The 23,242-nt window shown below is 54.4% G+C and carries 23 protein-coding genes; 7 read left to right on the top strand and 16 right to left on the bottom strand.

The genetic code is table 11. The features are described from left to right. Window positions 1-2: 2 nt before the first annotated feature. The 10 genes from ACM67E_RS10915 to ACM67E_RS10870 all read right to left on the bottom strand — a co-directional run bounded on the left by ACM67E_RS10915 (window position 3) and on the right by ACM67E_RS10870 (window position 8,893). Window positions 3-491 (bottom strand): peroxiredoxin family protein, encoded by a 489-nt coding sequence (locus ACM67E_RS10915; protein ID WP_416191463.1) that lies wholly within the window; start codon window positions 489-491, stop codon window positions 3-5. Then, complete coding sequence (locus tag ACM67E_RS10910) at window positions 488-874, bottom strand: acyl-CoA thioesterase (RefSeq protein WP_416191462.1); 387 nt, start codon at window positions 872-874, stop codon at window positions 488-490. Before ACM67E_RS10910 ends, ACM67E_RS10915 begins: the two co-directional genes overlap by 4 nt. A gap of 166 nt (window positions 875-1,040) precedes the next feature. Continuing rightward, window positions 1,041-1,403: a VacJ gene (locus tag ACM67E_RS10905; protein ID WP_416191461.1), complete on the bottom strand. Its 363-nt coding sequence runs from the start codon at window positions 1,401-1,403 to the stop codon at window positions 1,041-1,043. Between the two features lie 145 nt (window positions 1,404-1,548). Next, a complete protein-coding gene (locus tag ACM67E_RS10900; RefSeq protein ID WP_416191460.1) occupies window positions 1,549-2,382 on the bottom strand; it encodes a VacJ family lipoprotein in 834 nt (277 codons plus the stop codon). Further along, window positions 2,379-2,657 (bottom strand): STAS domain-containing protein, encoded by a 279-nt coding sequence (locus tag ACM67E_RS10895; protein ID WP_416191459.1) that lies wholly within the window; start codon window positions 2,655-2,657, stop codon window positions 2,379-2,381. Before ACM67E_RS10895 ends, ACM67E_RS10900 begins: the two co-directional genes overlap by 4 nt. 61 nt (window positions 2,658-2,718) lie before the next feature. Then, the gene (locus ACM67E_RS10890; RefSeq protein WP_416191458.1) at window positions 2,719-3,309 is read right to left on the bottom strand and encodes an MlaC/ttg2D family ABC transporter substrate-binding protein; all 591 of its coding nucleotides are present in this window, start codon (window positions 3,307-3,309) and stop codon (window positions 2,719-2,721) included. A 32-nt stretch (window positions 3,310-3,341) separates the two neighbouring features. Continuing rightward, the gene (gene mlaD, locus ACM67E_RS10885; protein WP_416191457.1) at window positions 3,342-3,848 is read right to left on the bottom strand and encodes an outer membrane lipid asymmetry maintenance protein MlaD; all 507 of its coding nucleotides are present in this window, start codon (window positions 3,846-3,848) and stop codon (window positions 3,342-3,344) included. A 5-nt stretch (window positions 3,849-3,853) separates the two neighbouring features. Continuing rightward, window positions 3,854-4,630, bottom strand: a complete 777-nt coding sequence (gene mlaE / locus ACM67E_RS10880) for a lipid asymmetry maintenance ABC transporter permease subunit MlaE (protein WP_416191456.1) — start codon at window positions 4,628-4,630, stop codon at window positions 3,854-3,856. Between the two features lie 245 nt (window positions 4,631-4,875). Continuing rightward, the gene (locus ACM67E_RS10875) at window positions 4,876-5,676 is read right to left on the bottom strand and encodes an ABC transporter ATP-binding protein (protein WP_416191455.1); all 801 of its coding nucleotides are present in this window, start codon (window positions 5,674-5,676) and stop codon (window positions 4,876-4,878) included. Between the two features lie 301 nt (window positions 5,677-5,977). Beyond that, the gene (locus ACM67E_RS10870) at window positions 5,978-8,893 is read right to left on the bottom strand and encodes an Rne/Rng family ribonuclease (RefSeq protein WP_416191454.1); all 2,916 of its coding nucleotides are present in this window, start codon (window positions 8,891-8,893) and stop codon (window positions 5,978-5,980) included. A 591-nt stretch (window positions 8,894-9,484) separates the two neighbouring features. Here ACM67E_RS10870 and ACM67E_RS10865 point away from each other — a divergent pair. The 4 genes from ACM67E_RS10865 (at window position 9,485) to ACM67E_RS10850 (ending at window position 13,484) form a co-directional block, all read left to right on the top strand. Next, window positions 9,485-10,489 (top strand): RluA family pseudouridine synthase, encoded by a 1,005-nt coding sequence (locus ACM67E_RS10865; RefSeq protein WP_416191453.1) that lies wholly within the window; start codon window positions 9,485-9,487, stop codon window positions 10,487-10,489. Between the two features lie 29 nt (window positions 10,490-10,518). Beyond that, window positions 10,519-11,169: an HAD-IA family hydrolase gene (locus tag ACM67E_RS10860; protein ID WP_416191452.1), complete on the top strand. Its 651-nt coding sequence runs from the start codon at window positions 10,519-10,521 to the stop codon at window positions 11,167-11,169. 176 nt (window positions 11,170-11,345) lie between these two features. After that, the gene (locus ACM67E_RS10855) at window positions 11,346-12,620 is read left to right on the top strand and encodes an O-acetylhomoserine aminocarboxypropyltransferase/cysteine synthase family protein (RefSeq protein ID WP_416191451.1); all 1,275 of its coding nucleotides are present in this window, start codon (window positions 11,346-11,348) and stop codon (window positions 12,618-12,620) included. Window positions 12,621-13,142: 522 nt separating this feature from the next. Next, window positions 13,143-13,484: a hypothetical protein gene (locus ACM67E_RS10850; RefSeq protein WP_416191450.1), complete on the top strand. Its 342-nt coding sequence runs from the start codon at window positions 13,143-13,145 to the stop codon at window positions 13,482-13,484. Window positions 13,485-13,682: 198 nt separating this feature from the next. Here ACM67E_RS10850 and ACM67E_RS10845 read toward each other — a convergent pair whose 3' ends face one another. Both ACM67E_RS10845 and pgi read right to left on the bottom strand, forming a co-directional pair. Further along, complete coding sequence (locus tag ACM67E_RS10845) at window positions 13,683-14,261, bottom strand: opacity family porin (protein WP_416191449.1); 579 nt, start codon at window positions 14,259-14,261, stop codon at window positions 13,683-13,685. Window positions 14,262-14,490: 229 nt separating this feature from the next. Continuing rightward, window positions 14,491-16,122 carry a glucose-6-phosphate isomerase gene (pgi, locus tag ACM67E_RS10840; RefSeq protein ID WP_416191448.1) on the bottom strand — a complete coding sequence of 544 codons (1,632 nt, stop codon included), beginning with the start codon at window positions 16,120-16,122 and terminating at the stop codon, window positions 14,491-14,493. Window positions 16,123-16,542: 420 nt separating this feature from the next. On the opposite strand from pgi, the gene ACM67E_RS10835 reads away from it, so the two are divergent. After that, window positions 16,543-17,571: a LacI family DNA-binding transcriptional regulator gene (locus tag ACM67E_RS10835; RefSeq protein WP_416191447.1), complete on the top strand. Its 1,029-nt coding sequence runs from the start codon at window positions 16,543-16,545 to the stop codon at window positions 17,569-17,571. A 171-nt stretch (window positions 17,572-17,742) separates the two neighbouring features. Next, window positions 17,743-19,065: an MFS transporter gene (locus ACM67E_RS10830; protein WP_416191446.1), complete on the top strand. Its 1,323-nt coding sequence runs from the start codon at window positions 17,743-17,745 to the stop codon at window positions 19,063-19,065. 340 nt (window positions 19,066-19,405) lie between these two features. Here ACM67E_RS10830 and moaA read toward each other — a convergent pair whose 3' ends face one another. From moaA to ACM67E_RS10810, 4 genes are all read right to left on the bottom strand, one after another. Next, entirely contained in the window at window positions 19,406-20,380 is a 975-nt protein-coding gene (gene moaA, locus ACM67E_RS10825) for a GTP 3',8-cyclase MoaA (protein ID WP_416191445.1), read from the bottom strand. Window positions 20,381-20,514: 134 nt separating this feature from the next. Then, window positions 20,515-20,841 (bottom strand): rhodanese-like domain-containing protein, encoded by a 327-nt coding sequence (locus ACM67E_RS10820; protein ID WP_416191444.1) that lies wholly within the window; start codon window positions 20,839-20,841, stop codon window positions 20,515-20,517. A gap of 133 nt (window positions 20,842-20,974) precedes the next feature. After that, window positions 20,975-21,631 carry a protein-L-isoaspartate O-methyltransferase family protein gene (locus ACM67E_RS10815; protein ID WP_416191443.1) on the bottom strand — a complete coding sequence of 219 codons (657 nt, stop codon included), beginning with the start codon at window positions 21,629-21,631 and terminating at the stop codon, window positions 20,975-20,977. 156 nt (window positions 21,632-21,787) lie between these two features. Beyond that, window positions 21,788-22,279 carry a GAF domain-containing protein gene (locus ACM67E_RS10810; protein ID WP_416191442.1) on the bottom strand — a complete coding sequence of 164 codons (492 nt, stop codon included), beginning with the start codon at window positions 22,277-22,279 and terminating at the stop codon, window positions 21,788-21,790. 187 nt (window positions 22,280-22,466) lie between these two features. On the opposite strand from ACM67E_RS10810, the gene tpiA reads away from it, so the two are divergent. Continuing rightward, complete coding sequence (tpiA, locus tag ACM67E_RS10805; RefSeq protein WP_416191441.1) at window positions 22,467-23,240, top strand: triose-phosphate isomerase; 774 nt, start codon at window positions 22,467-22,469, stop codon at window positions 23,238-23,240. Window positions 23,241-23,242 lie beyond the last annotated feature (2 nt).

The raw sequence follows: 23,242 nt of genomic DNA, 5'->3' as shown, positions 1-23,242 counted from the left end.
GCTTATTTTGCCAGTTCCTGATCGATTTCCTGATAGAGTTGGTTGAAATCCGGTTCGCCGACAAAGGTTTTCAGGATTTCGCCTTTTTTGTTGATGAGAACGGAAGTCGGGTAAACCTGCGTGCCGAAGGCTTTGCCGACCGTGCCGCCTTCGTCGTACATCACGGTAAACGGCAGGCCGTATTCTTTGACGTATTGGTGGACGCTTTCAACCGGGTCAATCGGTTCGGCGATGCCCAACACTTGGAAATCTTTGCCTTGATAATCCTTGGCCATTTTGATGACTTGCGGCATTTCGCTCACGCAGCCGGGGCAGGAGGGAAACCAGAAATTGATAAAGGTGACTTTGCCTTGCAGGTCGGCATTGTTGACCGCGTTGCCTTGCAAATCGGTCAGTGCGAATGCCGGCGCGGTTTTGTTGTCGGGAATCAGGATAAAGGCCAAGAGTGCGCCGACAATGGCGACGGCGGCGAGGGTAATCAGTTTTTTCATGCGGTGAATGCTTCGAGTGAGGTCAGGAGGTTGTCGGGAAAGCGGATGCTGCGGCCGCTTTGTGCATCAACCGGCATCAGCGTGATGTCGGCTTCGACAGCGTTTTTGCCGCTGTGCACCAGCTCGATGGTTTGCGTCAACAGCAGGTGGCGGGCGGTGAGTTCTTTGATTCGGCTGTGAATGCGCAATTCGTTGCCGTCCACGGCGGGGCGGCGGTAGCGGATGTCGATGCGGGCGACGACCAAATGGATATTGTCGAGCAGCGGCAATAAGCCGTGTCCGTCAAAAAACGTCCAGCGCGCTTCTTCGAGAAATTCGAGATAACGCGCGTGGTTGACGTGGCCGTAGCTGTCGATGTGGTAGTTGCGGACGCGGATATTCATCGGGTAAAGGCCGTCTGAAAGTTTCAGACGGCGTGGGTGGAGTTGGGGGCGGATGCCTGTGTTGTCCGCTCTCCGGCAGGAGATGACGGGTTTCGGAGAGGCCGGAGGCCGTCTGAAAATAAAACGGTGTTTTACGAAAATGTTCAGGCGGCCTGAAACAGGCGGCTTAATTCAAATTGATCGGCTGAAACGCTTCGCGTGCCAGCGGTTCGGCTTCCAGGTCGGTGATGACGGTGGAGAGCTGGATGTCGAACCATTCGTTGAAAATGTCGGCGTGCAAATCCGGCCATTCTCTTTCGTCTTCGCACCAGTCGGCCAGCTCGGCGGCGAAAATGTCTTCGAAGCGCGCTTCGATTTCGTCCCACACTTCGTCGGCGGTTTCGCACGGACGCACCAGGTAGGCATTGGCATCGGCCTGCAAATCTTCCAAAGTCAAATCGGCCAGATGGTTGCCGGGCAGGGTTTGCAGCCAGTTCCAGAAAGGCTCGAGCGGCACGAGTAAAAAAACGCTGCGGTTGACTTCGTACATGGTGGTTTCCTTTTGTCAGATGGGAAGTGGCCCGGTCTGTTTGCCGACCGTAACGGAATGATAGCCCAAAGGCAGGGTAATGAAAAGGCCGTCTGAAAGCGGCCTTTCGTTTTCAGATTCAGACGGCCTCGGATGATGCGTTCGGTTAATTCAGGCGGATCATGCTGTTTTCGGCAGGCTGCATGGTTTCCCATCCGTCAGCCGGTGCGCTTGCAGGCTCTGCCGCTTCGACGGGTACGCTTTCCGCGGTGCTGTTGCTGTCGACCAAATCGTCGATGTCGATGTCTTCGTCTTGGCTTTGCGGCACTTTGCCGCCGGTTTGCTGCGAGCGCACGCGCATGTATAAATCGCGGGTGTAGCTGTATTTGTCGATGGCCGCACCTTCCAGACTGTCGGTCAGGTCAAGCAGGCCTTCGCGGGTGTTGACCGCATTCAGGCCGGTGGTCGTCCAGCGGCCGGCGGTGGTTTCGAAAACGGCGTTTTTGACCGGATAGACGGTGGTTACGGCGTTGCCTACTGTGTCGCGCACGGTGGAAGGCCCCAGCAGCGGCACGACAAAGTAGTTGCTGTTTTTCCAGCCCCATGTCGCCAGCGTGTCGCCCAAAGAATTTTTATTGTTCGGCACGCCGCCTGCACCGGCCACGTCAATCAGGCCGCCCAAGCCGAAAGTGGTGTTGATGCCGACGCGTACCAAGTCTTCGCTGGCGCGTTTGGCATCCAGACGCAGCACGTTGCTGCCGAAGCTGACCACGTCGCGCAGGTTGTTGAAGAAGTTGCTCACGCCGGTGCGCACGGGCTTGGGCGTGATTTTGCGGTAGCCGCGGGCAACCGGCGCCATGACATATTGGTCGGCTTTGTCGTTGAATTTGGAGACGGCGCGGTTATACGGCTCGTAAGGGTCGGCCGGGTTGCGTTCGGCAAAGGCCGGTTGTGCGGCGAAAAGGCCGATGAGCAGCAGGGAAGCGGCGGTTTTTTTCATGGTGTCACCCAGTCTTTAATTTCGTACAAATCAGCCAGCGCACGCACCGATTCGGGAATGTGGCGCAATTCGACGGCTTGGTTTTTCAAACGCAATGCGGTCAGCAGCAATGACACGCAGGCCGAATCGGCGCGGCTGACTTGGCTCAAATCGATTGCACCGGTTTCTTTCAGACGGCATTGCCGTTCGAATTGGCGGTAGGCGGCGTCGGTTACGGTTTTGACGGTAATGTCGCCGCTCAGATGCAGCACGCTGTCGCGGAGTTCTGAATTCATGGGATTCTGAGTCTGTGAAGTTTGGCGTAAAAAGGCACGGCCAAAGCCGTGCGCTTAAGGATTATTTGCCGCTGTTTTTGGCTTTCAAATCGGCAATCAGGCCGTCGATGCCTTTGGCTTTGACGGTTTCGCCGAACTGGTTGCGATAAACGGTTACCAGGCTTGCGCCTTCAACGGCCACGTTATACACGCGGTAGCGGCTGCCGCTTTGGTAGGTGGTGAAATCCATGTTGACCGGTTTTTCGCCAGACGCGCTCACTTCGGCGCGTACGGTGATTTCTTGACCGTTGCGGGCAACGACCGGATTGTCTTTTACGTTGACTTTGGCATTTTTGAATTTCATCATGGTGCCGGAGTAGGTGCGGATCAGCAGGGTTTGGAATTCTTTGGTCAATGCCTGCTTCTGCGCATCGGTGGCGGTACGCCAAGGATTGCCCACGGCCAAAGCGGTCATGCGTTGGAAATCGAAATAAGGCATGGCATAGGCTTCGGCTTTGCGGCGGGCGGTGTTGGCATCGCCGCTTTTCAGAATGGTCAGAACCTGAGTCGCGTTTTGGCGGATTTGGTTGACCGCGTCGGCAGGGGCGGCCGCAGCTAGGCTCATGCTTAACAAACCGATGCTCAATGCGCTGAAAAATGCTGATTTTTTCATTGTTGGTGTATTCCTAAAAAATAATTGCAGTGTTATGGGTTATTGGCCGGTTCCGCGCTGTTTTCAGCCGAATCCCCGGATTGTTTTTCCGCAAAACTGGTCATGAATTTGCCGATCAGGTTTTCCAGCACCATTGCGGAGCTGGTAACGGTAATGGTGTCGCCTTCGGCCAAATTTTCCGTGTCGCCGCCCTGCAGCAGGCCGATGTATTGTTCGCCCAAGAGGCCGGAGGTCAGGATTTGGGCGGAAACGTCGCTGCTGAAAGCGTATTGCTTATCCAAATTCAGCGTAACGCGTGCCTGATAGCTTTTCGGGTCGAGCGTGATGTTGGAAACGCGGCCGACCAATACGCCTGCCGATTTCACCGGCGCATTGGATTTCAAACCGCCGATGTCGCTGAAATCGGCGTACACGGTATAGGTTTGCTGTGCACTGCCCATACCGGAACCTCCGGCCACGCGGAAAGCCAAAAAGCCCACGGCCACTACGCCCAATAGGACAAACAAACCGACCCAAAATTCCAAAATACTTTTCTTCATCGTCGTTACTCGGTAAACATCCATGCGGTTAAAACAAAATCAATCGCCAAAATCGTCAGGGCGGAAGACACCACCGTGCGCGTGCTGGCGCGTAAAATGCCTTCGGAAGTCGGTACGCAGTGAAAGCCCTGATGCACGGCAATCAGGGTAACGGCCACGCCGAACACCGCCGATTTAATCAGACCGTTTATCACATCGTAGCTGATGGTCATGTTGCTCTGCATCTGCGACCAGAAAATACCGTTGTCCAAACCCAACCACTGCACGCCGACCAGCCAGCCACCGAAAATACCGGAGACGTTGAAAATGGAAGCCAGAAGCGGCATGGAAAACACGCCTGCCCAAAAGCGCGGGGCGACGACGCGGGCAACGGGATCGACCGCCATCACGTTCATGGCTTCAAGCTGCTCGGTGGTTTTCATCAGGCCGATTTCGCTGGTCATCGCGCCGCCCGCGCTGCTGGCAAACAGAATCGCCGCCAATACCGGCCCCAGTTCGCGCAGGAGCGACGCGGCCACCATATAGCCCAGCACATCGGCGGCTTTGAATTTCGCCAGTTGCGTATAGCCCTGCAAGCCGATGACCATGCCGACGAACAAGCCCGAAACAGCGATAATCAAGACCGACATCACGCCGGCAAAATACACTTGGCGGATGCTCAGGCGCAGACGTGTAAACGCCGTGGCCGATTTCGCCAAGATTTGCAGCAGAAACAGGGTCACGCTGCCGAGGGATTGGATAAAGGCCAGCGTTTTTGCGCCGACGGATTGGATAAAATTCATGGTTCGGTCATCGGATTTTCAGACGGCCTTGTGTGTTTGTCAGGCCGTCTGAAAACGGAGTTGCATTTAAAATCAAATCAGTAGTTAAGATTGACGGACGGTTGCGTCGGTTTTTCAGACGGCCTTTACAGCTTGATGCCGTCTGAAAACAGATAGTCTTTAAAAACATTCAAATGTACCGCCAACGACATGGCGTTTTCATTTTCAGACGGCCTTGAAATCAGGCAGGCCGTCTGAACAAAGTATTACCCCAGCAAATCCTGCTGTAAGGTTGTTTGCGCCGGATAGCGGTAGGCCACAGGGCCGTCGGCCAAGCCGCCGACAAACTGCCGCACCCACGGCGAATCGAGTTCGCGCATTTCGGCAGGCGAGCCGCTGAACATGATTTCGCCGTGCGCCAGAAAAATCACTTGGTCAACGATTTTCAGCGATTTTTCAATATCGTGCGACACCATCACGCTGGTCGAACGCAGCGCGCGGTTGGCGCGGCTGATTAAATGTGCAATCACGCCCAGGGAAATCGGGTCGAGACCGGTAAACGGTTCGTCATACAGCATGATTTCGGGGTCGAGCGCGATGGTTCGCGCCAAAGCCACGCGTCGTGCCATACCGCCCGACAATTCAGACGGCATCAGGTTTTCCACGCCGCGCAAACCCACGGCATTGAGTTTCAGCAGCACCAAATCGCGAATCACAGCTTCGGGCAGCCTGGTCAGCTCGCGCATGGGAAAAGCCACGTTGTCAAACACGGTCAAATCGGTAAACAATGCACCGTGTTGGAACAAAACCCCCATGCGGCGGCGGTGTTCGTGTAATTCGGCTGCGGAAAACTTGGCCAAATCGCGGCCATCAATCAATACCTGTCCTTGCTGCGGATGGATTTGGCCGGTAATCAGGCGCATCAGCGTGGTTTTGCCGCTGCCCGAGCCGCCCATCACAGCCGCGAACGCACCCTGCTCAATCGTGAAATTGATGTTGCTCAGAATCGGGCGGCTGCCGTAGGCAAAAGCCACGTCTTTCATTTCGATAAAAGGCATCGGGTTCATAAACGGAGGTGCGTTTCGGATGTATTTTAATTACCTGCATTTTAATGCCTATGGGACTTTAGGGCAATTTCAGACGGCATCAGGCCGCTTAATAAATTGTTAAAACGCGTGAAAAGATAAGGTGTTGGCGGATTTTGGCGGGTGGTAACGACGCAACAGCATTCATCAATGTATGTAATTGGGTGTCGGACGAGGGCATCTGCGGGGTTTGCTGGCGATAAAATACGGTTTGTTACGAAACCGTTTCCGGTTACAGAAAAAGCCCGATATCGGTATATCGGGCTTTTGCCAAGTTGCGATTTTAATCTTTACGGGTTTCCACCAGAATCATCTCAACTTCGACGTCTTCGGTTTCCTCTTTCGGAACATCGCCACGGCGCAGACCGTAAACTTTTTCCGGTTGGGCAAGGGTAGCCAAGGCAGCGAGAGCTTCCGGTTTGGTTTCAACGAAAACCAAATCGCCCAGCGGCGGAATTTCTGCCGCTGATTCACGCTGAACGGTTTCTGCTTCCGCAGCGGCTTTTTCGGCGGCTTCTGCTTCTTTGGCAGCTTGGGCGGCCATCAACTCGTCTTCCATGGCCGCTACTGCCGCGGCTTCCTGTTCGGCAGGAACGGCGGTCATCGGCAGAAATTCGTCGGATGCTTCAATGGCGAACACGGAAGTCGTTGCCACGCCGGCATTGCCTACCGCATCATCAATGATGCTGCGCTCGTCATCGGTGCTTTCTTCCACACGGATGGTTTCGGTATGCGTTTCCGTTTCAACGGCAAAAGATACGGCATCTGCTGCAACCGGTTCCGGAATCACGACCACCAAAGGCGTGTCGTCTTCTGCGGCCGTTACCGGTTCCATCGGTACGGAAACAGCCAACGGAGGTTGTGCGGCGGTTTCGCCAAACACATGCGCCACGGCGAAGCGCACTTTATCGGCAGCATCGGCAATATTCAGATAATGCTCGATTTTTTCGGCGGACGGAATATTGCGTTTTTTGCTGTTGCTGCGGCGGTCGCGTTGGTTGCGGTTGTTGTTGCGTTCGCGCTGACTGCGGTTGCGTTCGCGCGGCTGTTTTTCAGTAGCCGGTACGGTTTCCGCCGCTGCGTCGGATACGTTTTCTTCAACCCGTGTTTCTGCAAACAGGTTCTCTGTCACTGCGGCTTCGGCTGCAACGTGCCTGTCGGTATTCCGGCTGCGGCTGCGTTTGTTGCCCGTCGGTACGGCCTGCTCTGCGGTTTCGGTGTGTGAAGCCTGATCGGTCAGTGCGGCCACAGGAGCGGCTTGCGGTAGTGCGCGCTCGTCCCTGTTCGGACGGTTTCGCTCACGGCGGTTGCGGTTGTTTTCTTTACCTTCCGGTTTGGCTTCGGACTTAGCCTCTTTTTTGGTTTCAGGATTTACTTCCTGAACCTCAACCTTACTGCCGTCGCGCTTGTTGCGGCGGGGTGTCTGACGACGGTTTTGCGGACGGCGGTTGCCGCCGGTTTGGCGTTTTTCGGTTTTTTCCACCGTTTTTTCTGGCTCGGCAGGCGTAGGGGAGCCGCCAAAGATTTTACCCAACCACGCTTTGAAATTGTCCCACCAGGAAGCCTGTTTCTGCTCGGTAGTCACAGTCGGTGCGGGTTGGGTGTGCTTCACGCCTTTTACCGCAGGTTCGGGGCGGGCGGCTTTGGCGCGTTCGCTGCCGAACGGTTTGGCCTCGGCATCTTCTTCTGGTTCGGCCACGCGTTTGTAGCTCGGTTCGCCGTCTTCTTCCACGTCGTCAATGCGCACGCGCGTGATTTCGTAGTGCGGATTTTCCAGATGGATGTTCGGAATCAGCAGCACGGATACGTCCAAACGCTCTTCCAAACCGAACAGCTCGGCGCGTTTTTCGTTCAGCAGGAAAGTCGCCACGTCCACCGGCACTTGCGCGTGCACTTCGCCGGTGTTGTCCTTCATCGCTTCTTCCTGAATGATGCGCAACACATGCAGCGCGGTCGATTCGATGCCGCGGATGACACCGGTACCGGCGCAACGCGGACAGGCGGCGTGGCTGCTTTCGCCCAAAGCCGGTTTCAGGCGTTGGCGGCTCAGTTCGAGCAGGCCGAAGCGCGAGAGTTTGCCCATCTGCACGCGGGCGCGGTCTTTTTTCAGCGCGTCGCGCAGTACGTTTTCCACGTCGCGCTGGTGTTTCGGGTTTTCCATATCGATGAAGTCGATGACGACCAAACCGCCCAAATCGCGCAAACGCATTTGGCGCGCCACTTCTTCGGCTGCTTCCATATTGGTTTTGAAAGCGGTGTCCTCGATGTCGGCACCGCGCGTGGCGCGTGCGGAGTTGACATCAATGGAAACAAGGGCTTCGGTGTGGTCGATGACAATCGCGCCGCCGCTGGGCAGACTGACGCTGCGCGAGAACGCGCTTTCGATTTGGTGTTCGATTTGGAAACGGGAGAACAGCGGCGTGTGGTCTTCGTAGAGTTTCAGACGGCCTACGTTGTTCGGCATCACATAACTCATGAACTCGGCCACTTGGTCGTGAACTTCCTGATTGTCCACCAGAATTTCGCCGATGTCTGGGCGGTAATAGTCGCGGATGGCGCGGATGAGCAGCGAGCTTTCCATGAACAGCAGATACGGATCTTGATGCGCTTCGCCGGCTTCTTCGATGGCGCGCCAGAGTTTCAGCAGGTAATCGAAATCCCATTGCAGTTCTTCGACGCTGCGGCCGATACCGGCGGTGCGGGCAATCAGGCTCATGCCGCGCGGTACGTCGAGCTGAGCCATCGCTTCTTTGAGTTCCTGACGCTCTTCGCCTTCGATACGGCGCGATACGCCGCCGCCGCGCGGATTGTTCGGCATTAAGACAAGATAACGGCCGGCGAGGCTGATGAAGGTGGTTAACGCCGCGCCTTTGTTGCCGCGCTCGTCTTTCTCCACCTGTACGATGACTTCCATGCCTTCTTTGAGCACGTCTTGGATGCGTGCGCGGCCGCCTTCGTAATCTTGGAAATACGAACGCGACACTTCTTTAAACGGCAAAAAGCCGTGTCGGTCGGTTCCGTAATCGACGAAACACGCTTCCAACGACGGCTCGATGCGGGTAATCACACCCTTGTAAATATTGCCTTTGCGCTGTTCTTTGCCCAGCGTTTCGATGTCCAAATCCAATAAGGTCTGGCCGTCGACAATCGCAACGCGCAGCTCTTCGGCCTGCGTCGCATTAAATAACATACGTTTCATGATGGTAACCTCGTTGGGCTGCACCGTCTTTTCAGACGGCCTCATGCAGCCTTCGGGCACTCTCAAAGGCGCGGGCGCGTTTTCTTTTTCTTAAACAAACGCGTCCTGTGTAATCAGTTTTTGAGTTGAGTTTCCGCAAGGTTTCATGCCGTCTGAAAAAATACGGTCATGTGCGGTCGGGTTCGGATAAAGAAGCTCATAAAGAACAATCCGGTATTGTGAAAATACCGCCGCCTGCATACCGTCTTTCCGGTATTTCAGGCCTAAACGCGCGCGGCTTCCAACACTTCGGGCCGCATAAACAATCGGGTAGCCGTCATCTTCTTCATCGTTTGCCTGTTGTTATTCTTCAGATGGCTGCGCGGTCGGGGTATTTTGCCCCGAAACCGTTCGTCTTATGCTCTGCGAGATGGGCAAATCAATTCAAACTTAATTACGCTCTTCCGTTTACTGGCTGTGCATAAACAGAAGGAAATGCTTTGTAGAGTGCGTTTTTAATATAAAATCTCTTTTTAACAGTAAATCCGTTTCAGACTGCCCGCCAAACACGCGCTGAAAGCAGCGGAAACGAATGTTCGGATTATAGAGAAAATGCACCCGATACGCAAAGATTCAGTCAGCCAAATCGCCATTGGAGAACATGAAGCAGGGCAACGCCTTGATAACTATCTGATTAAAATTCTCAAAGGCGTACCCAAAAGCCATATCCATCGCATCATCCGCGCGGGAGAAGTGCGGCTCGACAAGAAACGCTGCAAACCCGATATGCGCATCGAAAGCGGCCAAATCCTGCGCATTCCGCCGATACGCATTGCCGAAAAACAGAGACCGCACCACCGGCAGGCTTCGCACTCTGAAAACCCTGCCGCACCCGCCCGCGAATTTGAAACAGTGTACGAAGACGATGCCATGCTGGTCATCAACAAGCCTTCGGGTGTCGCGGTACACGGCGGCAGCGGCGTGAGCTTCGGCGTGATTGAACAAATCCGCCGCGCCCGTCCCGAAGCCAAATATCTCGAACTCGTCCACCGCCTCGACAAAGACACCAGCGGCCTGCTCATGATTGCCAAAAAACGCAGCGCGCTGGTAAAGCTGCACGAAATGATCCGCAACGACCACCCGAAAAAAATCTACCTTGCGCTGGGGGTAGGCCGTCTGAACAACGACCGTTTCCACGTCAAATTGCCGCTCTTCAAATACACCGGCGCACAAGGCGAAAAAATGGTGCGCGTGAGCGAAGACGGCCAATCGGCACACACCGTTTTCCGCGTGTTGGGCAGGTTTTCAGACGGCCTTTTGCACCAAGTCGGGCTGTCTGCGCTGACTTTGGTCGAAGCCACGCTCAAAACCGGCCGCACCCACCAAATCCGCGTACACATGCAGTCGCAAAACTGCCCGATTGCGGGCGACGAACGCTACGGCGACTATCAGGCCAACCGCCGTTTACAGAAACTCGGCCTGAAACGGATGTTTCTCCACGCCGCCGAGCTGCATCTGGACCATCCGCTCACGGGCGAGAAATTGGTTTTGAAAGCCGAACTGCCGCAGGAATTGGCGCAGTTTGTTTTGATGCTGGAAAACGGCAGTCCTGCCTGAACAGGCCGTCTGAAAAATAAAGGAAACCCATGAAACCCAAACTCGTCATTTTCGACTGGGACGGTACGCTCGCCGATACCACCAGCCCGATTATCGCCACTTTCCAAGCCAGTTTCCGCGAGAACGGTCATCCCGTGCCCGAATCCGACCGAATCCGTCCGCTCATCGGCTACAACCTGCCCACCATCGTTCGCCATCTTGCGCCCGATTTGAGTTTGCGCCAGCAGGAGGAAATCATCGAAACCTATGCCGCGCACCACTTAAACCCCAATAATCACAATATGACCCTGTTCCCCGACGCAATTCCCTGCCTGCAAACCCTCAAAGCGCAAGGATATTGGCTGGCGGTGGCGACAGGCAAAGGCCGCACGGGGTTGGACAATTCCATCGCCCAAACCGGTACCGCCGGTTTCTGGCTCGCCACCACCTGCGCCAGCGAGAAGCCGTCGAAACCCGCGCCGGACATGGTGTTCAAGCTCTGCGACGAACTCGGACTGATGCCGTCTGAGACCATTGTCGTCGGCGACACGACCCATGATTTGGAGATGGCCGCGAATGCGGGCGCACCGGCCGTCGCCGTGGCCATAGGCGCACACACGGAAGAGAAACTGCGCACCGCGCCGCATTTGGCGGTTTTGCCGAACCTGTCGGCCTTGCCGGATTTTTTGGCGGCGTTGTAAATGCCATTGCCGTTTGTCGGAGCGCATCATACGGTTCCTGAAAAATACGTCACGGCAACCGATGCTGAAACAAGGCTTTTAAATCGTACCGCATTTTTTCAGACGGCATCGACGGTTGTTTGAGGCCGTCTGAAAACCTATCTGACCAAGCTGTTTATTTCAACAAAGAGGAAAACATGAAACGAGAAACCATCGCCCTGCACGCGGGCTACCGATCCGAACCGACCACCAAAGCCGCCGCCGTGCCGGTTTACCAAACCACGTCCTACACGTTCGACGACACGCAGCACGGCGCGGATCTGTTCAACCTGAATGTGGCGGGCAACATCTATACCCGCATCATGAACCCGACCACCGCCGTGTTGGAAGAGCGCGTTGCCAAGCTCGAAGGCGGTATCGCGGCATTGGCCGTGGCCAGCGGCATGGCGGCGATTACCTATGCCGTGCAAACCTTGGTGGAGGCGGGCGACAACATCATCGCCACCAAAACGCTCTACGGCGGAACGTACAATTTCTTCGCCCACAGCCTGCCGCGCCAAGGCATCGAAGTGCGCTTTATCGACGCCGACAAGCCCGAGCAAATCGCCGCGCTGACCGATGAACGCACCAAGCTGGTGTATTGCGAGTCCATCGGCAACCCCGCGATTAACGTGGTGGACATCAAAGCCTTCGCCGAAACCGCCCACGCGCAAGGGCTGCCGCTGATGGTGGACAACACCGTGCCGTCGCCCGCATTGTTCCGCCCGATTGAACACGGCGCGGATATTGTGGTGCAGTCGCTCACCAAATACATCGGCGGCCACGGCACGACCATTGGCGGCGCGATTATCGACGGCGGCAATTTCCAATGGGCGGGCAATCCGCGTTTCGACAAGATTTTCAACCAGCCCGACCCGTCTTACCACGGCGTGAACTACACCGAACATTTCGGCGCGGCGGCCTATATCGCCCGCGCCCGCGTCGTACCGCTGCGCAACACCGGCGCGGCCTTGTCGCCGATGAGTGCGTTTTTGCTGCTGCAAGGCTTGGAAACCCTCGCCCTGCGCATGGAACGCCATTGCGAAAACGCGCTGAAAGTGGCCGAGTTCCTGCAAAACCACCCGCAAGTGGCGTGGGTCAACTATCCTGCGTTGGCCGACAGCCCATACAAAGCCTTAATCGACCGCGATTACGGAGGCAAAGCCTCGGGGCTGCTCAGCTTCGGCATCAAAGGCGGCCGCGAGGCAGGGGCGAAGTTTATCGACGCGTTGCAACTGTTTCTGCGTTTGGTCAATATCGGCGACGCCAAATCGCTGGCCACCCATCCGGCCACGACTACCCACCGCCAGCTGAACGACGAAGAACTGGCCGCCGCAGGCGTGGGCGCGGACATGGTGCGTTTGAGCATCGGCATCGAACACATCGACGATTTGCTGGCCGATTTGACGCAGGCGTTGGAAGCGGCGAAGTGATTGCGTTGAATGGTTGCGCATAAATAGTGAGGCCGTCTGAAAACCATTGCGGGCAGGGTAGGTGTCAGTCCATGATGTTTCATCCGTAATGATTGAAAGATGGAACGAAAAGTGGGTTTGCAGCCATCCCGCCAAGCCGAAGGCCGTCTGAAACCATATTTTTCAGACGGCCTTTTTTGGCTTTTCGGTATGTTTTTTAATTTTTTCAGGAATGTTATTTGAAAATATTTCTTTACGTATCATTACTTAAGCAAGTATTTAACTAATTGAATAAAAGGAATATATTTTAATTCCTAGCAATCGTAGGTACGGTTAGCCGCCCCCTGCGGCGTAACCGTACGCACGTCTGCAAATGTTATAAAAATAACAACGCCGTCTGAAATTCGTTTTCTTAAAACTTTTCAGACGGCATTGCATATTTCCATAAGGTTTCGTACGGTTACGCCGCAGGGGGCGGCTAACCGTACCTACGATTGCTGAATGACACTATAAATTCAGACGGCCTGACGGATAAGGAAATCTATGAAATCTTTATTGGCATTAACTGCATTGATTGCTTTATGCGTTTCGGCTTATGCCGAAGACGCATTCCAAATCGATGATTTGAAACGCCGTTGCACCATCGAGCAGAATTCGCAATTGCGCGAACGCAACGGAACGCCCTCCTGCGAGCGGTTGAAAGCCATCGGTTTGCCGCAGCCCGAGCAATATTACACCGGCGTACGTTTGCCCATTGAAAAAACATCGCCGCATAAGAGCCTGACGAATCCGGTCAAAACCGAAGAATTGGAATACCGCTGGCATTCTTCAATGGGGAAATATTGCTATTTCAGCAAAGAAGACGAAGTGAAGGCTTGTCCGTAGCGTGCTGAATTGCCGGGATTTGCGGCATGAAAAGGCAGAAAAACATGAAGGCCGTCTGAAAAGCCGATACCGCTTTTCAGACGGCCTTTGTTTGGACAGGCAAGGGTTGCATCTAACCCTTTCAATTTGCAGCGATGCCGATTCTTGTCGGAACCATCAGCCCTGTCGTGCTGAAAATGCATCACCGTTCTGTCGGAATCAGAATTTCACGCGCACGCCAATGGAAGCTTCGTGGGTGTGGAGTTTTGCTTCGTCAAACTTGCCCCAGTAGTTGTAGCGGTAGCCGGCGTCCAAGGTCACGTTGTCGGTAACATTGAAGCCCACGCCCGCCAGCGCACCGATACCGGTTTTGGTTTTGCGGTAGCTGTAGCTGCTTTGGCTGGAAGCGGACTCATAGTAATCTTTTGCATCAACACGGTTGACGCCCAAGCGTGCGCCGACATAAGGTTTCAGCTGCGGGTGTACGTCGAAATCGTAAAAGGCCGACACGCCGATGCTGTTGAATTTGACTTTGCCGTGCTCATGGTCGTAGTCGGTCGTTTCGGAATATTTTTCCGTTTTATAGTGGGTGTAATCGACTGCGGCACGGATATTGTTGCCGAAATCATAACCTACCGACAGGCGCGGGGCGAAACCGTTATTACTGGTCGAACCGCCGTCGTCTTTGATTTTCAGCTTGGCATAAGCGGCATCGCCTTGGATATACAAGCCGGGTGCGGCAACGGCAGGCAGCGATGCGAGGGCAAGTAGAATCAAGCCCAATTTGGCAGCTTTCATGATATGTCCTTTTGAAATGGTTACGGAAAATGCCGCATAAAGCCTCATGCGGCATATTCATCATAAATGGAAATCTGCAATGAATCATCAATTTTAAACAAACGGCATTAAATCTGCTTGAATGACACCGGCTTTGCCCGTTGTACCGTTTGTTCCGATCTGAAAGGCCGTCTGAAAATAATTTTCAGACGGCCTTTCGATATTCCGCCGAACATTCAATCCGAACGGTTTATGCGTCTTTTTGGCATTGACGGTAGAAACGGATTAAGCCGTTGGTGGAACTGTCGTGCGCCAAATCGTCAGCTTGGTTGAGTTCGGGTTCGATGCTTTTCGCCAGCACTTTGCCGTATTCCACGCCCCATTGGTCGAAGGGGTTGATGCCCCAGACCACGCCTTCGGCGAAGGTGCGGTGTTCGTAGGTGGCCATCAGCATACCGAGGTTGAACGGGGAGAGTCGGTCGATCAGGAAGCTGTTGCTCGGGCGGTTGCCGGGGAATTCTTTGTGCGGCGCGAGAGCTTCGCGCTCGGCTTCGGGCAGATGGGTGAGTTCGGCGCGCGCTTCGTCCAAAGTTTTGCCTTTCATCAGGGCTTCGGCTTGGGCGAACGCGTTGGCGACGGTGAAGCGGTGTTGGCGGCCGATTCGGTGCGGCGTGGTCATCGGTACGATGAAGTCCACCGGAATCAGCCGCGTGCCTTGGTGCAGCAGTTGGAAATAGGCGTGCTGGCAGTTGACGCCTTCTTCGCCGAACACGATGCCGCCGGTTTTGTGGCCGGTTTTTTCGCCGTCAACGGTGCGGCTTTTACCGCAGCTTTCCATGTCCAACTGGTTGAGCCACGCGGGGAAGCGGCGCATGTTGTGGCTGTAGGGGACGGTGGTGTGGCCGTCTGAATCGTAGAAATTGTTGTACCAGACGTGCAGCAGAGCCATCAAGACGGGAATGTTGCGGCGCAGTGGTGCGCTGAAGAAATGTTCGTCCATCGCGCGCGCGCCGCTTAAAAATTCGCGGAAACGCGTTTCGCCCACGGCCACCATCAGCGGCAGGCCGATGGCCGACCAGACGGAATAGCGGCCGCCCACCCAGTCAAACATGGCAAACACGCGTTCGGCCGGAATGCCGAAGTTTTCGGCGGCGGCGACATCGCTGGAAATGGCGCAGAAGTGGCGTGCGATGCCGGATTCGGGCAGGCCGGCATCTTTATACCACATACGCGCGGCGTGGGCATTGAGCAGGGTTTCGGGTGTGCCGAAGGATTTGCTGGCGATGCTGAAGACGGTGGTTTCGGGATTGAGTTTTTCCAGCTTTTGCGCGATGTCGGCGTCGTCGGAATTGCTGATGAAATGCACGCGCACGTTTTTGCGGTAGTCGTGCAGCGATTGCGCGCACATCTGCGGCCCCAAATCGGAACCGCCGATGCCGATGTGGACGAAATCGGTGATGCGCTTGCCGGTAATGCCGGTGTGGGTGCCGCTGATGATGCTTTCGGCAAAAGCCAGGGCGCGGTCAAGCTCGCGGTGGAGCTTGGGAATGATGTTTTCGCCGTCGACCATCACCGGCGCGGCATTTTCAGACGACCTCAAGGCGGTGTGCAGCGCGGCGCGTTGCTCGCTGGTGTTGATTTTGTCGCCGCGCTGCATGGCCTGCATGGCCTCGGGCAGCTTGGCGGCTTCAGCCAGTTGACATAAAAGAACAAGCGTTTCTTCGCTGATGCGGTTTTTGCTGTAATCGAATAACAGGCCGTGTAAGGTTTCATGCATGTTGTCAAAGCGTTGCACATCTTCGGCGAATTGGTCGCGCATATGGATGCCGGCGGTGGCTTTTTGATGTTCGGCAAGCTGTTGCCATGCTTCGGAAAACGTCATCTTTTTTATCCTTCGGTTTAGCGGGATGCAGCCCGGTCAGGCCGCACCCGTGTAAGGGGAAGTATAGAACAATGCTGCAAGTCATTGAGCAGTCAAGAATAAATTGAAAGCATAACGGTATTGTAACGGATGCCGCAGCGGCATTGGCAGGTTTGTGATGCTTGAAACAGCCGCCGCCGAATCCGATTAGACTGCCTTAAAAATACCATAATCAGTCTTTTAAAATAAATTTAACCCATTAAATATTAAAATTTATCGAACAGGAAGAACAAAGCGGCGCCGATATGCAAACAGGCATGTAAAGTTAAGCGTTTTTGATTGATTTTTATCAAGAATGTGTTAAAAATTTGTTATGACACCGATGTCGGTTATGTTATTCTAAGTAACAATATTGAAATGAGCTGAATCGGAAACCGTAAGATGGCTACAATTTACGATGTTGCTGCTCGAGCGGGGGTTTCTCCGAAAACCGTCAGCCGCGTAATCAACGGCGATGCGCCGGTCAGCGATAAAACCCGTGCCAAAGTGGAAACGGCGATTGCGGCCTTGGGCTATATTCCTTCGTCGGCGGCCAGAGTGATGCGTTCCAGCCGTTCGGGTATTGTCGGTCTGATTACCGGGGCGATTTCGCGCATCAGCGAAGCCAACCGCATTCACGGCCTGCCGGACATGTTTTTAATCAAAGGCATCCAGCAAGGCATTCGGGCGCAGGGCAAAACCCTGATGATTGCCGACAGCGGCAACCGGCCCGACATCGAGCCGCTTATCCGAACTTTTATGGAACACCGCGCCGAAGGCATTTTATATGTGGCGCAATATCATCAGGAAGTGGTGTTGCCGGATGTCAGCCATGCGTGTCCGATTGTGTTGGTGAACTGTTTTGACGCGCTCGGCACGCCGTCGGTGCTGCCTGATGACGAGCAGGGGCAATATGATTTGGTGCGCCAGATCATCCGGCACGGACACAGCCGTATCGCCTACGTCACTTTGCAGCCGGGCATCGAAGCCACGCCCTTGCGCGTGGCAGGTTACCGCCGGGCTTTGGAGGATGCGGGTATTGCGTTCGATGCCGATTTGGTGCAGACCGGTTATGCCGACTTCGAATACGACAGCGCGCCGTTGGTCGCGTCGATTGTGAAATTATTGTCGCTGAAGCAGCCGCCGACCGTGATTTGCTGCGGCAACGATGAGATGGCGGTCAGGGTATACGGCATTTTGAGAACGCGCGGTTTGCGTGTTCCCGAGCAGGTTTCGGTGGCCGGATACGACAACCACAGTGCCATCGCCGAAACGCTGTTCCCGCCCCTGACCAGCACCGAGCTGCCTTATCTGCGCATGGGCGAACTGGCGGCGGACATATTGTTTGCAGAAGAAAAGAGACAAAACGGCCAAGTGTTGAAAGTGGTGGGGGAAACCATTTGGCGGCAGTCGGTAACGACGTTGAAATAGGTTGATTTGCAGGCGGCAGGGTAGAAGGCCGTCTGAAAAAAGAATTCGTTGCAACACGAATCAGACCCGAGTGAGCGGGCAGCCAAAACAAAAAAGCAGTGCTCAGCCGTCTGCTGCTTTCTGAGAAAACTTTTTATTTCAGTATATCAATTAGCCAGGAGTAAACTCCAAATGAAGATATCCCCACAAGTGGCGATGACCCTTCGCCAAATTATGCTGATGAACTTCGGCTTCTTCGGCATCCAATACAGCTTCGGCTTGCAGCAGACCGCGATTAATCCGATTTTCAGTTTTCTCAATGCCGACCCCGGCCAATTGCCGATTCTGAACATGGCCGGTCCGATTACCGGTTTGCTGGTACAGCCGATTGTCGGTGCGTTGTCCGACCGGACATGGATTCCCGGCTTGGGCCGCCGCCGCCCATATTTCTTAATCGGCGCCATTGGCTGCAGCCTGTGTCTGTTCATTTATCCGCACGTGACCGCTTTGTGGGTAGCGGTGTGGCTGTTGTGGCTTTTGGACATTTCCAACAATACCGCGATGGAACCGTTCCGCGCGTTTATCGCCGATACCGTACCGGAGCACCAACAGGCCACCGGTTTCCTGATGCAGTCGGTGTTTACCGGTTTGGGTATCACTTTGGCGAACGTATCGCTGTATGTCTTCCAGCAAATCGGCTGGCTGCAGCAGACTTCCGAAGCCGGCATCCCTTATTGGGTATTCGGTTCGTTCTATATCGGTGCCGTCTGCTCCATCGGTTCGGTTTTGGTAACGGTTTTTTCTACGCCTGAACACGAGCCTTCCGCCGAAGAAATGGCTGCGCTGAAAGCGAAAAAAGAGCATTCCGCCATCGGCGAAATCTTTACCGCCATCAAAGAAATGCCGTTTGCCCTGTGGCAGCTGGCCTTGGTTTACCTGTTCCAATGGTACGCGCTGTTCATCTACTGGCAATACATTTCGCACAGTATTGTGCAATCGGTTTGGAATTCGACTTCGGCTGACAAAGCCGCTTACGAACAAGCCGTGGCTTGGACGGGCTTGGTCAACGGTTTCTACAACGTCGTGACCTTCATTTCCGCTTTCGGCCTGATGTGGATGGCGAAAAAATACGCCGCCAAATACGTCCATGCCTTTGCCGTGACGCTGGCTGCCCTGGCTCTGCTGGCGATTCCGCACATTTCCGACAAATATCTCATGTTTGCACCGATGATCGGCTTCGGTATCGGCTGGGCTTCGATGATGGGCGTACCGTTTATGATTGTGGTGCACTCTATTCCGAAAGAACGCTACGGCGTGTACATGGGTATCGTGAACATGATGATTGTGATTCCGATGTTGATCGAAACCGTGACCTTCGGTTGGGTTTACGACACTTTCTTAGGCTCGAATCCGGCCAATGCCATGACTTTTGCCGGCGTATTCCTGGCGATTGCCGCCTTCCTGACCTTGCTGATTAAAACCAGCAACAAACCGGCAGGTATGGAAAACGCTTAAGTATTGGTGAAATCAAAGGCCGTCTGAAAACCGGATTCGGTTTCAGACGGCCTTCAATTTTTGAAAATAAGATTTCGGGGCGAATTTATAGCCGTTTCAAATAGAAATCAGGCAAGGCGACGGCGACCGCCGTGTACACCTGGTACATCAGGGGGCGGCAACGCTGTATTGTTTTTATTTGAAACGACTATCATCCGCCGCCAGCGGCGTGGCGGACGTACGCCGCTAATGAAGGGCACCGCTTTTCAGGATTAATCTGAGTTCAGCCATATTCAGCAAAAAGGCCGTCTGAAAAATATTTTTCAGACGGCCTTTTTGCATCTTAAGCACGTGCGAATCGTTATCCCCCCGTCAACGCCATTACCCGGATAATCTTCTTCGGATTTTCCACAAACTCATGCTTTTCAGGCTTGAGCACAATGGCATCGCGCACGGCTTGGTCGAGTTCGGCATCGGTGCAGTTGTCGCGCAACAGTTCGCGCAGGGGGGCTTTGTCTTCCTGGCCGAGGCAGAGGTGGATGTTGCCGGTGGCGGAGAGGCGCACGCGGTTGCAGGTGGCGCAGAAATGCTGGCTCATCGGGGTAATCAGGCCGAGGGTGAAGCCGTTGTTTTCGCTTTGCCAGTAGCGCGCGGGGCCGCCGCCGATTTTGCCCTCGAACGGGATTAAATCGAATTTTTGACGCAGCTCTTCCAATACGGGTTGCAGGCTGACTTTGGCGTGGGCTTGGCCGGTTGCGCCCATCGGCATGGCTTCGATGAGATTCAGGATGAAGCCGTGTTCCATGCAGAACGATACCATATCGCCCAAATCCATGTCGTTCACGCCTTTGAGCGGCACCATGTTGATTTTGATGCGCTCGAAACCGGCTTCTTTGGCGGCTCTGATGCCGTCGAGCACTTGCGGCAGACAGTCGCTGCCGGTAATGCGGGTAACGCAGTCGCGGCGCAGGCTGTCGAGACTGATGTTCAGACGGCGTACACCGGCTTCGCGTAAGGAGCGGGCGTGTTTTTCAAGCTGCGTGCCGTTGGTGGTCAGCGAAATGTCTTCGACACCGGGCTGGCGGTTGATTTCGGCGGCTAAGTCAACCAAGCCCTTGCGCAACAAAGGTTCGCCGCCGGTCAGGCGGAAGCGTTTGGTACCGAGGCGGGCAAACGCGGCGGTCACGCGGCCGAGTTCTTCGATGGTCAGCCATTCTTTGGGAATGGAGAAACCTTTGAAGCCTTTGGGCAGGCAGTAAGTGCAGCGGAGGTCGCAACGGTCGGTTACGGATATCCGTAAGTAGTCGACGGTACGGCCGAATGGGTCGGTCAGCATGATAAATGTCTAGCTATTAAGTATTAGTTATTTGGTCTGAATTTCGGAAAAATTTATCTTTAAAATTATAGACTTAATATTATCTCGTGCCGGCGAAAATGGCAAAACAAAATAACCTTTTGCGTTTTAGGTTTTTAATAGCGGGTGACATTTGCGTCGATTTGTGCCGACCATTCGTCTATGCCGCCCTGTAAGTTATACAGCGGTTCAAACCCCATGTCGGCCAGATACATGGCGGTGTGCAGGCTGCGGATGCCGTGGTGGCAATAGACGACAATCGGCAGTCCGTCGTCGGGCAGCTCGTTGTGGCGCAGCGGAATCAGGTTCATCGGAATGTGGATGGCATCGGGCAGGGCGCAGATTTCGGTTTCTTCATCGGTGCGCACGTCGAGCAAATGGAAAGCGCGGCCTTCGTCCTGCCATTTTTTCAGTTCGATTACGGAAAGTTGCGGAATCATCATTCGGCCTTTATTGAATGGAAAAGTAAACAGGCCGTCTGAAAGGAAATGTTTCAGACGGCCTTTCTTCGGACGAGGCCGATAAACGCGGTAAAAGATTATCGGCAGTCCCGGTATGGAATATGGCGGCGGATTTTTAAAAATCAAAGCCGCCGAAAGGTCGGGCGGTTTTGTCGTCCAGCCCGGCAATCAGCGTGTCGAACAAAACCGTTTCGCTGAACTCATTGCCGCTGCGGGTAACGAGCAGGGCGCGCTGCACCGGTTTGCCGCCGACCACGACGACCATGCGTCCGCCGTCTTTCAATTGTGCTTTCAAGGTTTCAGGCACATCATGCACGCCGCCGCCGACGTAAACCGCATCAAACGGCGCACCTTCGGTGTGTTCGGCCAAACCGTCGTTTTGGGCGTAGTAAATGTTTTGATAGCCCAAACCGTCCAACACGGCTTTGGCGCGGTTTTGCTGTTCTGTGTCGAGGTCGTCTGAAACCACTTCGCCGGCCAGTTGCGCCAGCAGCGCGGTGGCATAGCCCGATCCTGTGCCGATTTCCAAGACCTTGTCCTGTTTGCTTAATTTCAAACCCTGCACCAAACGCGCCACGACTTTCGGTTCCAACATTTTATGGCCGTTGGGCAGCGGCAGTTCGGTATCGGAATAAGCCAAACCCCGCTGCGCCTCGGCAACGAAGCGTTCACGCGGAATTTCCATCAAGGCATCGAGCACATCGAAATCCAATACGTCCCAAGGGCGGATTTGCTGTTCGACCATATTGAAACGCGCTTTGTCAAAATCCATGATTGTGCTCCGTGAAAGGTTTTATCGGTCAAGTATTAATAGTGAAATCAAATAAGAAAGATACAAGGCGGCAAGCCGCAGCCAACGAAGTAGATTTCTTATTTTAGTTCACTAATTATAGAATCGAATCGGCAGGGCTGCCATATTTCAGACGGCCTATTTCGCGGTATGGTGGCTGAGCATGTCGGCCAATTCGTTCAGATAGCGGGCGTCGGTTTCGTCAAACTGCGCCAGCTTGTCGTCATCGACATCCAACACGCCGTAGCAGAGGCCGTCTGAATCAAACAGCGGTACCACGATTTCCGATTGCGACAGCGACGAGCAGGCGATGTGGCCGGGATGTTTGTTCACATCTTCAACGATAACCGTTGCGCCGCGCTCCCAAGCCTGACCGCATACGCCGCGACCATACGGAATCCTCGTGCAGGCCAGCGGGCCTTGAAACGGAGCCAGCACCAATTCCTGCGTATCCGGTTCGACCAGATAAAAGCCCACCCAAAACCAGCCGAACGCTTCTTTTAAAATGGCGGCAGTATTGGCCAAATTCGCAATCAGATTGGTCTCGCCGCTGATGACGCTCTCGATTTGCGGCAGCAATTCCTGATAACGCGCGGCTTTGTCGGTACCCGAAAGATGAAGCGTGTGCATAAATAAAAGGCCGTCTGAAAAATAAAACCGGATTATAGACCAAATTGCGTGCCGGTTCGTCAACAGGCCGTCTGAAAACACGGTTTCAGACGGCCTGTCTGCTTCCGATTGACTGAGCTGAAATATTGCTAATCATGTCGATATGAACTACACTTCGCTACAGTGATTCAACCTTACGGAGCAAGCAATGCAACACGAAATCGGTATGTGGGACCAAAAATGGGTCATCGGCAACTGGAAAATGAACGGCCGCCTGCAAAACAATAACGCGCTCATGCACCGTTTCCGCATCATGCCCACCGCCGAGCGCGTTTTAATCGGCCTGGCCGCGCCGACCGTGTACCTGTTGCAGCTGCACAACGCCATGCAGATTGTCTTGAACAACCGCATTTTAACCTGCGCCCAAGACGTGAGCCGCTTTCCGAACAACGGAGCCTACACCGGCGAAGTCTCCGCAGAAATGCTTGCCGACATCGGTACCGACATCGTCTTAATCGGCCATTCCGAGCGCAGCCTGTATTTCGGCGAAAAAAACGAAATCCAACGCCGTAAAATGGAAAACGTACTCAACGTCGGCCTGATCCCTTTGTTGTGCGTCGGCGAAAGCCTCGAAGAGCGCGAGGCCGGCCAAGAGCAGGAAGTGATTGCCCACCAATTAACGGTGTTGCAGGGTCTGGATACCAAAAATATCGCCGTCGCCTATGAGCCGGTCTGGGCCATCGGTACCGGCAAAGTCGCCACCGTCGAACAAATCGCCGATATGCACGCCTTTATCCACAAACAAATCTTGTCTTTGTGCGGCGACGATGTTAAAATCCGCATTCTTTACGGCGGAAGCGTGAAAGCTGAAAACGCAGCAGACATTTTTGCCGTACCATATGTAGACGGCGCATTAGTCGGCGGTGCATCCTTGTCTTACGACTCGTTCACTGCCATTATCGACGCCGCGCAAGCATCGTAGAG

This window comes from Neisseria sp. CCUG12390 (genome assembly GCF_047837985.1).
GTDB lineage: Bacteria > Pseudomonadota > Gammaproteobacteria > Burkholderiales > Neisseriaceae > Neisseria.
This window is presented reverse-complemented; position numbering and strand designations above follow the sequence as displayed.

Excerpts from the sequence above, each read along its gene's own strand:
- ACM67E_RS10915 (WP_416191463.1), bottom strand. The coding sequence starts at position 491 with ATGAAAAAACTGATTACCCTCGCCGCCGTCGCCATTGTCGGCGCACTC.
- ACM67E_RS10910 (WP_416191462.1), bottom strand. The coding sequence starts at position 874 with ATGAATATCCGCGTCCGCAACTACCACATCGACAGCTACGGCCACGTC.
- ACM67E_RS10905 (WP_416191461.1), bottom strand. The coding sequence starts at position 1,403 with ATGTACGAAGTCAACCGCAGCGTTTTTTTACTCGTGCCGCTCGAGCCT.
- ACM67E_RS10900 (WP_416191460.1), bottom strand. The coding sequence starts at position 2,382 with ATGAAAAAAACCGCCGCTTCCCTGCTGCTCATCGGCCTTTTCGCCGCA.
- ACM67E_RS10895 (WP_416191459.1), bottom strand. The coding sequence starts at position 2,657 with ATGAATTCAGAACTCCGCGACAGCGTGCTGCATCTGAGCGGCGACATT.
- ACM67E_RS10890 (WP_416191458.1), bottom strand. The coding sequence starts at position 3,309 with ATGAAAAAATCAGCATTTTTCAGCGCATTGAGCATCGGTTTGTTAAGC.
- mlaD (WP_416191457.1), bottom strand. The coding sequence starts at position 3,848 with ATGAAGAAAAGTATTTTGGAATTTTGGGTCGGTTTGTTTGTCCTATTG.
- mlaE (WP_416191456.1), bottom strand. The coding sequence starts at position 4,630 with ATGAATTTTATCCAATCCGTCGGCGCAAAAACGCTGGCCTTTATCCAA.
- ACM67E_RS10875 (WP_416191455.1), bottom strand. The coding sequence starts at position 5,676 with ATGAACCCGATGCCTTTTATCGAAATGAAAGACGTGGCTTTTGCCTAC.
- ACM67E_RS10870 (WP_416191454.1), bottom strand. The coding sequence starts at position 8,893 with ATGAAACGTATGTTATTTAATGCGACGCAGGCCGAAGAGCTGCGCGTT.
- ACM67E_RS10865 (WP_416191453.1), top strand. The coding sequence starts at position 9,485 with ATGCACCCGATACGCAAAGATTCAGTCAGCCAAATCGCCATTGGAGAA.
- ACM67E_RS10860 (WP_416191452.1), top strand. The coding sequence starts at position 10,519 with ATGAAACCCAAACTCGTCATTTTCGACTGGGACGGTACGCTCGCCGAT.
- ACM67E_RS10855 (WP_416191451.1), top strand. The coding sequence starts at position 11,346 with ATGAAACGAGAAACCATCGCCCTGCACGCGGGCTACCGATCCGAACCG.
- ACM67E_RS10850 (WP_416191450.1), top strand. The coding sequence starts at position 13,143 with ATGAAATCTTTATTGGCATTAACTGCATTGATTGCTTTATGCGTTTCG.
- ACM67E_RS10845 (WP_416191449.1), bottom strand. The coding sequence starts at position 14,261 with ATGAAAGCTGCCAAATTGGGCTTGATTCTACTTGCCCTCGCATCGCTG.
- pgi (WP_416191448.1), bottom strand. The coding sequence starts at position 16,122 with ATGACGTTTTCCGAAGCATGGCAACAGCTTGCCGAACATCAAAAAGCC.
- ACM67E_RS10835 (WP_416191447.1), top strand. The coding sequence starts at position 16,543 with ATGGCTACAATTTACGATGTTGCTGCTCGAGCGGGGGTTTCTCCGAAA.
- ACM67E_RS10830 (WP_416191446.1), top strand. The coding sequence starts at position 17,743 with ATGAAGATATCCCCACAAGTGGCGATGACCCTTCGCCAAATTATGCTG.
- moaA (WP_416191445.1), bottom strand. The coding sequence starts at position 20,380 with ATGCTGACCGACCCATTCGGCCGTACCGTCGACTACTTACGGATATCC.
- ACM67E_RS10820 (WP_416191444.1), bottom strand. The coding sequence starts at position 20,841 with ATGATGATTCCGCAACTTTCCGTAATCGAACTGAAAAAATGGCAGGAC.
- ACM67E_RS10815 (WP_416191443.1), bottom strand. The coding sequence starts at position 21,631 with ATGGATTTTGACAAAGCGCGTTTCAATATGGTCGAACAGCAAATCCGC.
- ACM67E_RS10810 (WP_416191442.1), bottom strand. The coding sequence starts at position 22,279 with ATGCACACGCTTCATCTTTCGGGTACCGACAAAGCCGCGCGTTATCAG.
- tpiA (WP_416191441.1), top strand. The coding sequence starts at position 22,467 with ATGCAACACGAAATCGGTATGTGGGACCAAAAATGGGTCATCGGCAAC.